We start from the raw sequence: 13392 nt of genomic DNA, 5'->3' as shown, positions 1-13392 counted from the left end.
TCACCCCTTAAACTCCCCAGTTTCTTTGATTTTCTGCAGAACTAAGCTGAGATGTTTGTATTGTGCTTCAGCGTTATGAATTTGCAGTGCAATCTCTATAGCTCTCATTAAGATATTATTTTGCTTCTGAAGCTTTTTGTTTTCATCTTTTAGTTTTTCATTCTCTTTCTGCAAGGCTTCTATCTTCTTTTGCAGCGCTGCAATTCTGTTTTCGAGCTTTGTAATAGTGTTTATTGCTTTAGATAGTTGTAACTGCAGCTCTCTGTTTTCTTCTATTATCTGATTAACTGTCATTCTCAATATCCTCCTCCTGAAGTTTCTTGATTAACCACTCTAGTTTTTTCTTTGCAGCGAAACAGCTGCAGTAATCAACATCTTCATAAATATTTTGAAGCAGCATTAGTAGTGTGCTCTTCTTCATAGCTCCTGCACCCTAATTTCCCTATTCTGATAATTCTCTCCGATAGAATTTAGTCTGTAAACTCTGCCCTTATGATGCACACAGCTTAAGTAAAGTTTTATAGCATCCCTAATCGCTTCACTCCTATCTAGATTATTATTAATGCAGTATAAGTCGAGTTTTTGCAATAGTTCTTCATCAACTTTGAATGTTATTACCCTCATCCTTCTTCCTCCTCAACCTCTTCATCTAAGTACTCTTCCTTTTTCTGATCCTTTTTGACTTGTTTTTGCTGTCTTTCCTTTGCTGCTTTTTCATCAATTTCTATGTATTGCTTAGCTAAGAGTGCTAGAATGTAATCTAATCTCTCTTTTAGCAATGCAGCTTCTGATACGCTTAGTTGAAATGCAATCCTCTGCTCTCCCTGAGAGATAGATATTAGTAACGATCCGTCATCCGCGTATCCCTTATCGTTAATAGCAGCACTGTCAAAGCTAAGCTCTAGATATTTAGCTTTATGATCTTTGTCAAAATGAACTATCCTTAAGGCTCTTCTCATTAAATAACACCTGGAACCGTAACTTTTTCCAGTCTTTCGCAGTACTCTACGTCTTCTTTCAGATCTAAATCGTCTGCAAACTCCTTATCGTCCTCTGCTATTTTTAGTAAAAATACACACATGACATGTTTGCAGTCTTCACATAATTGGCTAACATGCATTACATGCCTGAACTTAACCCAACAGTTTGAAATTAGCTCCAGGGTCCTTTCATCTATCATTTTCTCACCTTCAAACACCAAATATCTAGTCCAGTAAGCGGATCCTCTTCCTCTATTACTCCCCCTTCCTTAACTTCATCTAACTTCTGCAATGCTTCTTGTTTGTCATAGCTGCAGAATTCATAACCCTTAGAAGCCATCCAGTTGATAATGTACTTCTCTTCATCTAGATTTTGCGGTAAACTGGGGTGTTCACTCATCTGCCTGAAGAACCTAAGTAGTAAACTATCCTTCTTCTCCTCAATAAGAGCTAACTGCTTTTCGTAATACTTCAGTTTATTGCCTACCTCAACGCTGTCGTATTCAATATTATTAATAATGTATTCTTCTAAGCTTCCTATCAATTCCTTAATTTCTTTAAAAATTCTGTAAGCAGCTCTGTCTACTGATATTAATCTCTGTGCCTTATAGGCTAGAGCATAAGCTTTCTCTAAGTATTGTTGCAAAGTAGAAGTAGTTTGCTCAGTCATTTCAACCAATCCTCCAATTTTTTATAATTTTGTAAGGTAATCTTCTTGCTTTTACTTTCCGAAATTCTGTAGCCTTTATCTCTCAAAATTTCTATAATTTCTTCCTCATACTGATCCACAATTTCTTCTAAATCTTTATCACTGAACTCGACATCATTGACATCCACTCTCGCATCATAGCAAAACGCTGCATATTCATTATAATATTTATCAGTGTAACAGAACTCCTCAATTTTCCTGCCAGGGATCCTCATTCCTCCCCACCTACCTTTTTAACAATTACGATACATTCTGGGCATAGTTCTTCAATTTCCAATTTTTTCAGTTGCATAGTTTCATAATCGAAGATTTGTCCTTCCAATGCTCCGTTAATCTCTTTTGCAAGCTCTTCACAGGGTGCTAACACTTCCAGTTTATAATATACTTTAGCAGTCGTCATTCCTCCTCAGCCTCCATTTCGCTAATGATTTGTAGTGCCTTCTTTGCCTTCTCTTTCACTCTTTCTATAAGCCACTTCCTAGCTTCTCCGTCAGCCTCCACAATCCTTAGTATTCTTTCATCAGATGGAGCATAGCCACTAAGGAACTTATACACTGCAGTTTTTGTTAACATCTTGTTCTCGACTAGGGACCAGAAATCACTTTCAAAAGTCCTTACAAACTCTATCTTATCTTCCTTATCTAACATGGAAATTAAAAAAACTAAATCTTTTTCCTTCCCTTCAACTGGGGAGTTTGCCTTTGAAACCATTTCGGTTAAGCTCATTTTTCTATTACCTATTAACTTCTAAGTTAGAAAGTAATATTTAAGCTTTTTGTTTTCTAACATCTAACATAGAAAATAGAATATATATAGAATTCAGCATAGATCTGTTTCATCTAACTCTCTCTTTTTTTAAAATAACAGATATAATATGGATCGTGACTACTATCTTGGAGCAAAATATGTCATATTGAAATTAAGAGAAAGGTTAGTCACTAAGCTTGATGAGAGATCGTATAACTTACTAGAAGATGAATTAGAAAAGATAGAAAAAGAATTGGATTTAAGATTCTATGTTTCTGAAGAGCAGAAAAAGGATTAACGTATTTCTGAGATCTTAGAAAAACCTATATCCTTCAGAACTTCTAGTAATTTTCTTCCTTTATCCGTAAGAATAACTACTGTACTTCTCCCTTTTTCTTCATATTTTATTAGATCTAATTGCAATAAATTCTTTTCTATTGTATTGTAATATATTCCAGGGCTTATTTTGGCCTTTTCCCATAATTCTGAAATAGTTACTGGTTCTTCTAATGTAGTAAGAATTCTGTATAGATGTTCACATCTGAGAGGATTCGATAAGTCTCGAGGCATAGTTCTCTTGTCTTCTAATTTGTAAGCCATAATTAAGATATTTTTTTGTGTACCTTATAAATTATTAGTTAAGACATAAGACTTATAAGTTAGAAATCGCAATTTCTAAAGTAGAAAGTAAATGAAAGAGCGTTCTAATCCATTAAGATGCGAACACGTAACAAAGGTATTAGAGAACATATATGGAAAACCGTTATCACTGTCAGAATTACAAACACTAACTGGGATCAGCCCTAGCGCTCTCTATTTTACTGTTCTCCCACAGATGCAGCAATTGGGATTAATAGAAGTAACGTACACTGAAGGTCTTCATGGATCCGTAAGAAAAATAGTAAACATAACAGAAAAAGGAAGAAAATTATTGGAAGCCTTAGTGGAGATCAGGGTTCAACAATGAGATCCCTCTTCTTTTTCATTATTTTCATTATACTAATTCTTTACTTCATTCTTCTTCAGATGGAATTTCTCTCAAGAGAGAGTGGTAAACTGGGGAGTTTAATGAGGTGAGGCTGATGATAATCGGTATAGGTAGAGGGCCTCTTGCAGATTTCATTACAGGATATTATAGTGAATATGTAGGAGAAATTATCTTCCCATACCCCGGATTCTATGATGACAAGAAATTATTGTTAAGTAGCAAGCTCGGCTATATCCCTTATTTAAAGAAGTTAGTGAAATTACATAATTATGTTAGGATAGCCTTATGGCCTGATTATATTAAGCCGAAAGTTGCTGCAAAGATAGTTAAGCTGGATCTATTGCGTAACATAGTATTCGTAGTTCCGGTACATTCTCTAAACGATATCGAAATAGGAGAAGAGTTAGAGAGCCAGGGTTTCGGGGTATTTTATGGATATGCTTCTGATGAGAAGTATAGAGATTATAGTCTTTCAGAATTCCTTACTGTTATAAAAGGAGATAAATGGTATCTCGGTGTCAGCAGTAAAAGGGAGCTGAAAGAAGCTTTAGTTAATAATTTTAACGGATTAGACGTTACAGGGTACTTATTTGGTCGTAACGAAGATAGAAAGGATCCCAAAAAGCTGCAAAAGATGTTAACAGAACTGCTAAGGATAATATCTAAGCCCCAGGGTAGGCAGCTCTCACTCTACGATTTCTCGAGTAAACTGGGGAGTTTAAGGAGGTGAGACAATGACTACGCTTCTTCCCTTTAAATCTAAGAACATTATAACAATATTTAAGGAATTATTAGCTGGTCCTAAGCTTGCAAAAGACTTGGCTGCAGCTATTGAGACAGAGAGTAAGGAGATTTATCCCAGGGTAAAGAGATACATAATAAAGGGCTGGATAACAGTAAAGAAGCTAAACAACATTAACGTTTATTCGTTGTCAGAGACTGCTAAGAAAATATTGCAGCTCCAGGGTAGTTTTGAGAAAGTTAAGGAGAAGGCCGAAAGATTGTTGGGAAGAAAGCTAGATGAAGATGAAGTAGAGGTTCTGAGAGTACTTTATGAAACTAAAGGCTATATTGAAAATTCACCAGATGAGACTATAGCAGAACAGATATATCATAAGGCAAAAGTAAATAATAAACATATCACATTGTCCAGGGTAGAAGAGATCTTAAAGGATTTCACGTTACATAAAATAATCTTTGCGTATAGACTAAGAAATGGCCAAATCTTAAAGATTAGGCTGGACAAATCACTTCTTGAGTGAGAGAATAACAATAAGCTTATACTATCAACCTATTTTCTCAGTTTTGTAATAAATTTTCAAAGTAACGTAAACTCCCCAGTTTAATTTCAAAAAATCTTTCTAAAGTGCAACTAATTTTCTGAATAAACTCCCCGTTTATTGAAATAAATTCTAATTTCTCTTTGTAAAGACTTGCTAATATATACTACTACTACAAATTTGCAAAAAATAAAAAACAAAAACAAACACTTTTACACTTCTTTCAATTTTACACATTTTTACACAGACTAACTTACACTTTTTTGAGACTAATTGAATTTTTTGTATTTTTTAGAAAAATTTTAGTGCGGATGAGAAGGCCTTGTTTACTTCTTTTCACCCTGGGCCTAAAACTTTCCACGCTTTCTTTTCACTTCTCAAAACTCTTAGTAGTAGTTATTACTAGTGTTGAATTTCTCTCAGTAAACTGGGGAGTTTATACAATTTTCAAAATTCAGTGAAGAAAAGCTTATTTAGCCTTAAGAGAAAGGTAATATTGAGGGACGGGTTCAGGCTCCAAGCCTTTCATCATGGGTCAGCCCTGGAACCTTCATCACTCCCGCCCCGATTTCTACTTCTGTAAAAACAGATTTAAAAACTTTTCTGTTTATTTCTCTATCCTTTTATTATCACAATACAAATAATATAACAGTCCTTTTATTTCATTATTTTCAATACTTTAAGATAAACTAACTATCTTTTATTTCACACTAAAAGAGATAAACTATTTTTCTACTTTTTTGCACACTAAATGCAAAATAACAATATATTATTATCTTCATAGAGAACTACTTTACAAAGAGAATTATGCACTTCATCACTACCTTGGGCCCTTTTTTGTTCCTTCACCAGGCCCCCCTTTAGTTTTGAGGTTAAGCAGTTGTTTTTAGGTTTAAGGAGTCAGAATAAGTTGCAGCAATGTCAGAGGTCCAGAATTAGTAGTTAGGTTAGATAATGGATCTGGTAGTTAGGTTAAGCAGAGGATATAGGATCTTGTAAGCAGCTTAGGTTTTTAGGCCTGGTAAATAGCAGCTAAGGCTATAGGACCCTGAGTAGGCCCTAAAAGCAGAACAGAGTTAATAGGTTTAGTATTTAGAAAACTCCGGAGCTAGATATAATGTAATTTAGGGATTAGGTTGGGTTAAGGGCGTTAGCCCTTATAGATTTTTATAAAATAATGTTCTATGTAAATTCTTGAAAAAGAGAATTAAGTTAAGGGCTAAGGGCAGAGAGGGAATTAGTTTATGCGCAGTTGTAAATTTGTAAGTTAAGTTTAGAACTATTTATAAAGAGAATTGTAAGTTAGAGGAGGGAAAGTGTAGTTATAGTAAAAATAGTTAGTAAGGTAAAAAGGATCTTGGAGCTGCTTAAAGAAAGAAGCAAAGCAGAGATAATAGTAAGCAAAGCTGCAGAAAAGAGAGAGTAAGTAGAATAATAAGCAGTTAGCAGTTAGAAGAGCTGCAAAAGAAACATAGTTTGAGGGTATAATAAAAGCAAAAAGTGAGTTAGAGAGAAGAAGAGAGTATAGTAAGATTTGCAAAGCAAAAATGTTAGTTAGAGAGTAGTAGTTTGTTAGAAAGAAGCAGTGAAGAGAGAGAATTGTTAGATAGTAAAGAGAGAAAGAGGTTAGAGGTAATAAAAGATGCTTAGAAGCATAATTGTTAGTTAGAAAAGAGTAAGCAGCAGAGAATAATAGTTAGAAGAAAGAGTAAAAGCAGATAAGCAGTTAGCAGATAGAGTAAGAAAAGATTTGTAAAGCAAAAAGTGGAAGCAGAAAAAGCAAAGCAGAGTTAGAAAGAGTAAGAAAAGAGTTTGTAGTTAAAAGCAAAAGAGTAGGCGGGCCTTGGGCCCGAAATTAGGGGGTATAGAAATTTAGAAAGAGAGTTAGAGAAAAAGGGGGGATTTGGGGGTATAGAGATGAAATGCGTACGCTTAAACGCCTATTATTCGCTTATACAACGCCTATTTTACACTTATATCACGCTTATTTTACGCCTATTATGTATGCATACTTATTATAGCTTATTCATAGTTATTACTCTATATAGAGAAGTAGTAATGTTTTGTCATACATATTGTTTCTAAAAGATATTATTTACTATGAATACAGAAACATTACAAATTAATAATATAGCTTACTATATATAGAGAAACAATGATTTTGCTTTTTAAATAAGCATATTGATGAAGGAAAATGTCTGCAGATCAATACTCTTCAACTCCTCCTAATACAAATGAAAATAAAGTAGTAATTAGCAATGAAAATGAAAGGAAAATGATAAATAGTAATAGTTCTCAGTCTTCTACAGTAAATGGCAATTCTGATCAAAGTGTATCAGAGAATATTAAGAAAAATGAAAGGAAATCTAAGCGTGAGAAGAAAGATGAAAACGTATTATACTTAACTGTTGAGGATGAAGAGGAACCTATTCATATTAAGATAAAGAGATTAATTCCTAAGCTTATTGATGAGTATGTAACTACTTACAGGAAGCCTATAAGGAGATCCAAACTACAAGATCTAGTTTTCGGCTATGATGAGAAGTTAGCAAAATTTTACGAGGAACAGAAGGAAGCTGCAGTAGCAGTATTCAGTTTTGCATTAACCAAATTAGTCAGGGAAAAGAAAGTTATCAAAGTTAAAGACCCAGACAAAAAGAGGCCTACTTATTTTATCCTGCCCAATCATGTAGAGATGTTTAAGAAATAATGCCTATTTCCGAGGTAACTCCGTTATCGTAAGCTACTATAATTTTCTTTTCCTTCTTGCTAACTGCTATTATACTATCTTTTCTATTTATTATAGCCCTTAGTTCAAAAGACGGAACTTTATATTCTTCTCCATCGATTTCTATCGTACTTTTAGTTTTATTTATCCTAATTATCCTACCCTGGAGCGATAGAACTATCGCTCCATCTCCTTGTAAACTCCCCAGTTTACCGTCATTGCTCTGGGCGTTAGATGCTATAGTATTATCTGTTGCAGCATTAGTCTGAGTTATAGTTTGCTGCTTATTCTCATTCGCTGTTAACCCCCCGGTTAACGTCTCTGGTCCTTTGATATTATTGTTATTAGTAGCACTAGTTACAGCTTTAGTTTCGCTCTGCTCTGGTCCTTTTGACGTAAACTCCCCAGTTGACTGTGATTCCTTCTGTGTCTCTTCAGTTTTTTCTTCTACTTTCTGTACTGTCTTCTCTCTAACTTTTAATGCGAATATCTTTACTTTCTTCTTCTCTTCGTCAGAAAGTTGGTTATATAACTGCTGCAGTTTATCGAAACACTCAGCATAGGTCCAGCTGTGTACTTCGGTGAAATCTTTCACACTTTCTTTGCGCCAGTTACGCACTACCTGCTCTGGGTGTACACTCAATTCATTGCAGCTCTCTATCTCAATAGCGATAGCCCTGTCATAAAGTGGCCTTAGTGAACTTTTATCGATAGGGATTGCTACTAAATCTGGCCTAGAGCTTAACTCTTGTGACTGCTTAGCTGGAGCTACGTAATATCCCTGCTTCATATAGCGTAACATCACTTTCATAGCTAGTTTGCGTCCTTCTTGCGAAGGAGCGGCCGCCTTCACATTTCCGAATAACCCTTTACCATAGTATAACACTTTCTTATTGCCCTCCTTTTCAACATCAATATAACCCAACTTCTCTAACTTATTTACAACGTCATTTACCTTATCCCTATCCAGGCCTAATTCCTTTAGTAAGTCTACTAAATACATCTTCTTCCCGTTCTTGAAGATGTGGTAGAGGACAAGCTGTTCCAGTACTTGAGGTTTCTCTATGTATTTCATAATTGGATTTACTATACTCTCTATGTCTTCATTCTTCGGCACTTCTCCAGTCGCGTATTTCTGCATTCTCTCTATTACCTTCTTCAGCTTCTCCGGATCCTTTTTAGTGGGGACGTAGTTTATCTTAACCCTTACTGGAACTACCTTATCCCCTTCTTTCCTCGGTGTAATAATTACTACTGCTTCGCCTACTCCTAAACCTGGCAGCGTCTTTTCTAGTTCGGAGCCGAAATCTGGGAATATCTTTGCAAATGCTTTGGCGTCATCACCTTGTTCCTTCATTAACATCTTAACTCCCGTATTACTCATTATTGATTTAATTAGTGACATATCTAACTGTCCAGTATGCTGGTGCGCCATTATGATATGCATTGCATATTTTCTAGCTTCACTTAAGATATCGTCTATCACGCTAAGGGAAGCGATATTTTGGAACTCGTCCATAAATGCTATGATTGGGATCCTTTCCATATTCAATGCAGCTCTAGCCAACGCATAATACCACGTCTTAAAGATCCATCCAGCTAATATTAGAAATGAAGCGTCATTTCCTACAGCTGCTTTCGATGCGTTTATTACTATAATATTTCCAGGCTTGAATAACTCATTATCGTCTATCTTTGTCTTACTGAATATCTTAAGTAATAATGGATTTGTCCCTAGCATTTCCAACCTAGAGATTGCGGATAAGAAACTTTGCTCCTGCATGTTCTGGAACATTTCTAGCTTACTTTCCCACGTAGGGTCGTCTACCGGCAAATCTATTTCCCCTGTTCTCAGCTTGTAGATGATCCTGTAAAGGTCCCTAAACGTGGGTTCTGGAGTTTTTGAGTAGAGCAATTGCATTGAAACCTGAATGATGTACTTAACATACACTGCAGTGTCCTTAAGGCCGAATAATTTCTCGAATATCTCCATAACGTTGCTGAAACCTAACAACAACGCTTGTTCTTTATTAGGCAAATTGGGCAAAGCTAGGGGATTGATTGAGAGAGGAGCCTCAACTGGGTGGAAGTATATTAAATTCTCGTTATCGGCGAAATAGGAGGCTACTTCTTCTGCCATATCGCCGTGAGGGTCGAATATCATTATTATTGCATTATTGTATGCCTTCCTTATTGATGTTATCAGAGAGATTATGGTTGTGGTCTTCCCAGCTCCAGTCCCTCCGATAATATAGCCGTGCCGGTAAAGGTCCTCTAACTCTAACATATATGGTTTGCTAGAAGGTACCGTTTTTCCTATTTCAAACCCATTTCTGTTAGGGGGAAGTTCTGGGAGCACTCCTCCAACTACGAAGTTCACTGGGATAACAGATGGATTAGGAATTACCGCAACTTTACTTATTTTGTCCTCGTCAATCCAGAGCCATCTCTTGAGTTTTAATGAATGAAACCTTGGAACCCTGGGGATATTATCTTCCCAGCCCTTAGTTTTCCTTATTTCCAACCTCAATTTTCTACTTTTAGTTAGAATAAATTGTTGGAGCTCTTTCGCTAGCTGTTTAATTCTCTTCTTATCATCTGAAAGAACGTAAGGCTGCAAGTAGTAGATGTTGTCTTTCGCATACTGCTCTAATCTGCTAGCTAAAACTTCTCTTTGACGCTTACCAATTACTGATTGATTTCTCTTTAATTTATCAGAATACTTAAGGAATATCTCGTTCAACCTAGGACGGCGTACAATAAAAAAATAAAACTCACTGAGTTTGAATAAACTAATGAAGAGATAAGAAATATTAATCCACTTAAAACTGAAAGAATAAAATCATATAGCCGAGTATTTACCATGTAATCCGTTAAAAAACCAGAAATTACTGTCAGATGTTCTAACAAGTACGCAATACTCAGAAGAACACCCACTAAAATAATGTTCTTGCTAAATAGAAAAACATAAGCCGGTAAAATGAAAGAAAGAGCTAAATACGGTTGTATGGAGTGTTGAATGAGATAAAGTTTAACGTCCCTATTCTTAAAAATATTAAATCCCATTACATTTCCCCAAATTCAGCTAACCTAGGATATCCAATTTTAGAATTAATATATTTAGCCACCTATTAATCTTTTCCTCTTCTATGATTAAGCTTCCATCTTTATCTAATTATTTAAATAGTATAAGGCTCGGAGCAGAAATACTGCCGGATATATCAGGCGATTTACAGCTTACATATAATATTATTAAAGCATATTTAGAAATTGAAAACAACTAAAGACTATAGTACTTATGCCTTATTTTGGAAAAGTTCTTACACTATGATTTAGTGGCATCTCCTTAGTCTAAAGCTATAAACTTTCCGAAAGCACTAGTGTAAACACTAGTTCAAATAACAATTTATTATTTTCCTTATCCTAAATTTTTATACCACTGATTTATATTATAGGTCATTTATATTATTCTGTAGTAAATTCATATATTATTCTCATGTTTATAGTATTATTATTTTACGATTTTATCTTCAATCTTTACTTTATTTTCTTCTATTAAGTCAAGTAATTCAATTACACCGTAACCCGCAGAATTATTGAGAACTATATCTGCAATTTCTTTTATGCAAGGAAGAGCGTTATTTACTGCCACTTTAATATCGACTTTTCTAAATAATGATATATCGTTTTGTGCATCTCCTATTCCTATACTAACGTCCTTACCTAAAATCCTAAATACTTCATCGATTCCAACTCCTTTATTTATTTTAGATGAGAGAATCATTGCGTCTTTTGTGTTCCACTCTATTTTCCCTTTTTTCACTATCTTTTCTAATAATGCCTTCTTATCATAGCTATTATCTGCAAATATTATAGTTTCTCCTTTAGAAAATTCTATTTTTTCCTTATATAGCTCCTCAGATATCTCATCCATGTAATCTATCCATTCTCTTTCAACCAGATTTATTTCTCTATCAAGGACTATTATTCCCCCATTTTCCAAAATCCAGCCAGTTGGAGACAATTTGCCAGAAAGCTCATAAATTGTTTTTCTCCTTATCCCTCCAGTATTTTTCTTTTCTCTTCCTGTTACTACAAAGAATTTTCCCCCGTTTCTGACAAAGGCGTTTACTCTGTCAGCTACTTCTTCCCTTATTTCAAATCCGTCTTCCTTCATTGCCAGAGTTCTATCGTAATCGGAAAATATAATCATTGTTACCAACTTGACTTGATGATTTTTAAATCTTATTAGAAAAATATCAGTTTCAGACTAAAAATAGTGAAAGAATATACTTAAAAGGTGTAAATTCTGATATTATCTATAAATAAAGTTAAAGTCTTTTTTAATTCTATAGAACATTTTATAAAATATTAACAATCGTATACAAATTATATATAAAAAGGTTTTATTCATTTGTATAAGTTCAAGATTTTAAACATTATGAGTGTTTATCATTTAAAATCTGTTTCATGAACGAATATAAAGGATAAAATCTTATTTCTTAACCCGTGAACTTTAATGAGCGACAAGGTAAATTACGAAATATTAGATAATACGAAAGTCAGATCTTTCCACAAAAGGCTAACAGTTTTGGCTGCTTTAGGACCTTTCACAGACGCATTCAATGAATTCGGTGCCTCAGTTTCTTTATTAGCTGTCTCAATTTTATTCCATTTAAGCGCAGTAATGACTGCAATAGTTGTAGCAGGATATTGGGTAGGAGTTGCAGGAGGAGCAGTACTAGGCGGTTTGCTTTCAGATAAATTCGGTAGAAAGGAATTGTTCATTTACGATACTCTTGGTATGGCTATATTCGCTTTATTGAGCGCAGCGTCTTTTGATGGTATATCTTTCTTCGTATTCAGGTTCTTCTTGGGAGCTTTTATAGGAATAGACTATGCAGCTGCTGTACCTTTAGTCTCAGAATACGCTCCAGCAGGAACTAGAGGAAGACTACTGTCAATGGAGAAGGTATTCTTCATGTTGGGTACTATAGCTACTGTCGGTATAGGTCTAGGATTAACAGCAGTAGTTGGCGTTTTAACTGCATGGAGAATTGACTTTATCATTGCAGCAGCACCTCCAATAATACTTCTATTATTAAGGAGAAAAATGCCAGAAAGTATAAGATGGGCCGCAGAAGTAGGCAATAAGAAGAAAGTTGAGGAGGCAGTAAAGAGATTAGAGAAGTGCGGCTTAGAGCCTGAGGTTAATTTTGACGCTATTCAAGAGGAAAAACCTTCATTCAAACAAAATTTGAAAGCATTCTTTAGCAGAACCTATGCTAGACAAGTGGCCTTTATCTTTTGGATAGGTGCTGCATATGCTTTGACAGTTAACCTTGTTTCAGTGTATTCCAGTAAGGTTCTTTCGGATTTAGGAGCTTCGTCATTTGAGTCTTTATTAGGTACGTTAAGTATTGATATTCTAGGTACCTTTGGAGTTCTAATTACAGTGTTTGCTGCAGACAAATTAGGAAGAAAAATCTTGGGAACGTTAGGTTTCGGTCTTTCCGCAATTCCTTTAGCTGTACTTTACGTAGCCTATTTAATGGGTATCCTATCGATTCCTTTAGTAGTAGCAATGTTCTCTTTGTTCTTCCTTATAAATGTAGGATTCGTAGGTACTTTACAATACGTTCCAGCAGGAGAAGTATTTCCTACCAAATTAAGGGGATTGTCAGTAGGTTGGGAGAAATTATTCGAATTCGGTTTAGCTTTACCTGCACTGTCACTATACGCATTTCTGGGAGTAGCTAATTCTCTGCTTTACGATATAATTGTCGCAATAATTGCTGCAGCAATATACTATTTCCTCTCGTTAGAAACTAAACAAATGCCATTAGAAGAAATACAGAGAAGATATACTGGAAATGAAGGAATACCAAGTTACGCACTAAAAGACATAACAAATAGTAAGGATAATGATAAGTTATAATCTTTTTTATTCTAAAAACTTA

18 protein-coding genes are annotated in these 13392 nt (G+C 35.0%); 6 read left to right on the top strand and 12 right to left on the bottom strand.

Going from position 1 to position 13392, the window contains the following annotated elements:
* Genes IC007_RS06370 through IC007_RS06335 form a run of 9 tightly spaced genes read right to left on the bottom strand, consistent with a single transcriptional unit; the run spans nucleotide 1 to nucleotide 2415 of the window.
* On the bottom strand, nucleotides 1-294 hold the full coding sequence (locus IC007_RS06370) for a cell division protein ZapB (protein ID WP_054846808.1): 294 nt from the start codon (nucleotides 292-294) through the stop codon (nucleotides 1-3).
* Complete coding sequence (locus IC007_RS13465; RefSeq protein WP_167747983.1) at nucleotides 284-421, bottom strand: hypothetical protein; 138 nt, start codon at nucleotides 419-421, stop codon at nucleotides 284-286. Before IC007_RS13465 ends, IC007_RS06370 begins: the two co-directional genes overlap by 11 nt.
* Nucleotides 418-624, bottom strand: coding sequence for an aCcr1 family cell cycle regulator (gene ccr1, locus IC007_RS06365; RefSeq protein ID WP_054846809.1), 207 nt, complete (start codon nucleotides 622-624; stop codon nucleotides 418-420). Before ccr1 ends, IC007_RS13465 begins: the two co-directional genes overlap by 4 nt.
* A complete protein-coding gene (locus tag IC007_RS06360) occupies nucleotides 621-959 on the bottom strand; it encodes a hypothetical protein (RefSeq protein WP_054846810.1) in 339 nt (112 codons plus the stop codon). The genes ccr1 and IC007_RS06360 overlap by 4 nt, the downstream gene beginning before the upstream one ends.
* Entirely contained in the window at nucleotides 959-1180 is a 222-nt protein-coding gene (locus IC007_RS06355) for a hypothetical protein (RefSeq protein WP_054846811.1), read from the bottom strand. The genes IC007_RS06360 and IC007_RS06355 overlap by 1 nt, the downstream gene beginning before the upstream one ends.
* On the bottom strand, nucleotides 1177-1659 hold the full coding sequence (locus tag IC007_RS06350; protein WP_173569939.1) for a hypothetical protein: 483 nt from the start codon (nucleotides 1657-1659) through the stop codon (nucleotides 1177-1179). The genes IC007_RS06355 and IC007_RS06350 overlap by 4 nt, the downstream gene beginning before the upstream one ends.
* Nucleotides 1647-1904 (bottom strand): hypothetical protein, encoded by a 258-nt coding sequence (locus IC007_RS06345; RefSeq protein WP_149528514.1) that lies wholly within the window; start codon nucleotides 1902-1904, stop codon nucleotides 1647-1649. The genes IC007_RS06350 and IC007_RS06345 overlap by 13 nt, the downstream gene beginning before the upstream one ends.
* On the bottom strand, nucleotides 1901-2089 hold the full coding sequence (locus tag IC007_RS06340; RefSeq protein ID WP_149528513.1) for a hypothetical protein: 189 nt from the start codon (nucleotides 2087-2089) through the stop codon (nucleotides 1901-1903). The genes IC007_RS06345 and IC007_RS06340 overlap by 4 nt, the downstream gene beginning before the upstream one ends.
* On the bottom strand, nucleotides 2086-2415 hold the full coding sequence (locus IC007_RS06335; protein ID WP_054846813.1) for a hypothetical protein: 330 nt from the start codon (nucleotides 2413-2415) through the stop codon (nucleotides 2086-2088). The genes IC007_RS06340 and IC007_RS06335 overlap by 4 nt, the downstream gene beginning before the upstream one ends.
* A gap of 148 nt (nucleotides 2416-2563) precedes the next feature.
* On the opposite strand from IC007_RS06335, the gene IC007_RS13460 reads away from it, so the two are divergent.
* Nucleotides 2564-2734, top strand: a complete 171-nt coding sequence (locus IC007_RS13460) for a hypothetical protein (RefSeq protein ID WP_167747982.1) — start codon at nucleotides 2564-2566, stop codon at nucleotides 2732-2734.
* Here the strand turns inward: IC007_RS13460 and IC007_RS06330 are convergent.
* Nucleotides 2731-3036 (bottom strand): helix-turn-helix domain-containing protein, encoded by a 306-nt coding sequence (locus tag IC007_RS06330; protein ID WP_054846814.1) that lies wholly within the window; start codon nucleotides 3034-3036, stop codon nucleotides 2731-2733. The two genes, IC007_RS13460 and IC007_RS06330, sit on opposite strands and share 4 nt — an antisense overlap.
* Before the next feature lie 91 nt (nucleotides 3037-3127).
* Here IC007_RS06330 and IC007_RS06325 point away from each other — a divergent pair, with 91 nt between their 5' ends.
* The 4 genes from IC007_RS06325 (at nucleotide 3128) to IC007_RS06310 (ending at nucleotide 7414) form a co-directional block, all read left to right on the top strand.
* On the top strand, nucleotides 3128-3403 hold the full coding sequence (locus IC007_RS06325; RefSeq protein ID WP_149528512.1) for a PadR family transcriptional regulator: 276 nt from the start codon (nucleotides 3128-3130) through the stop codon (nucleotides 3401-3403).
* Nucleotides 3404-3518: 115 nt separating this feature from the next.
* A complete protein-coding gene (locus tag IC007_RS06320; protein ID WP_149528511.1) occupies nucleotides 3519-4154 on the top strand; it encodes a hypothetical protein in 636 nt (211 codons plus the stop codon).
* A gap of 4 nt (nucleotides 4155-4158) precedes the next feature.
* Nucleotides 4159-4686 carry a hypothetical protein gene (locus IC007_RS06315; RefSeq protein ID WP_054846815.1) on the top strand — a complete coding sequence of 176 codons (528 nt, stop codon included), beginning with the start codon at nucleotides 4159-4161 and terminating at the stop codon, nucleotides 4684-4686.
* A gap of 2212 nt (nucleotides 4687-6898) precedes the next feature.
* Nucleotides 6899-7414, top strand: a complete 516-nt coding sequence (locus tag IC007_RS06310; protein WP_054846816.1) for a hypothetical protein — start codon at nucleotides 6899-6901, stop codon at nucleotides 7412-7414.
* Here IC007_RS06310 and IC007_RS06305 read toward each other — a convergent pair.
* Nucleotides 7404-10175, bottom strand: a complete 2772-nt coding sequence (locus IC007_RS06305) for a type IV secretion system DNA-binding domain-containing protein (RefSeq protein WP_232049037.1) — start codon at nucleotides 10173-10175, stop codon at nucleotides 7404-7406. The two genes, IC007_RS06310 and IC007_RS06305, sit on opposite strands and share 11 nt — an antisense overlap.
* Nucleotides 10176-10943: 768 nt before the next feature.
* Nucleotides 10944-11645, bottom strand: a complete 702-nt coding sequence (locus IC007_RS06300) for an HAD hydrolase family protein (RefSeq protein ID WP_054846871.1) — start codon at nucleotides 11643-11645, stop codon at nucleotides 10944-10946.
* A 306-nt stretch (nucleotides 11646-11951) separates the two neighbouring features.
* Here IC007_RS06300 and IC007_RS06295 point away from each other — a divergent pair, with 306 nt between their 5' ends.
* Nucleotides 11952-13370 (top strand): MFS transporter, encoded by a 1419-nt coding sequence (locus IC007_RS06295; protein WP_149528510.1) that lies wholly within the window; start codon nucleotides 11952-11954, stop codon nucleotides 13368-13370.
* The last annotated feature ends 22 nt before the right edge of the window (nucleotides 13371-13392 follow it).

Source organism: Sulfuracidifex tepidarius (assembly GCF_008326425.1).
GTDB classification, from domain to species: Archaea; Thermoproteota; Thermoprotei_A; order Sulfolobales; family Sulfolobaceae; genus Sulfuracidifex; species Sulfuracidifex tepidarius.
The sequence above is the reverse complement of the archived record's forward strand: the minus strand, read 5'-3'. Positions and strand labels throughout refer to the sequence as shown.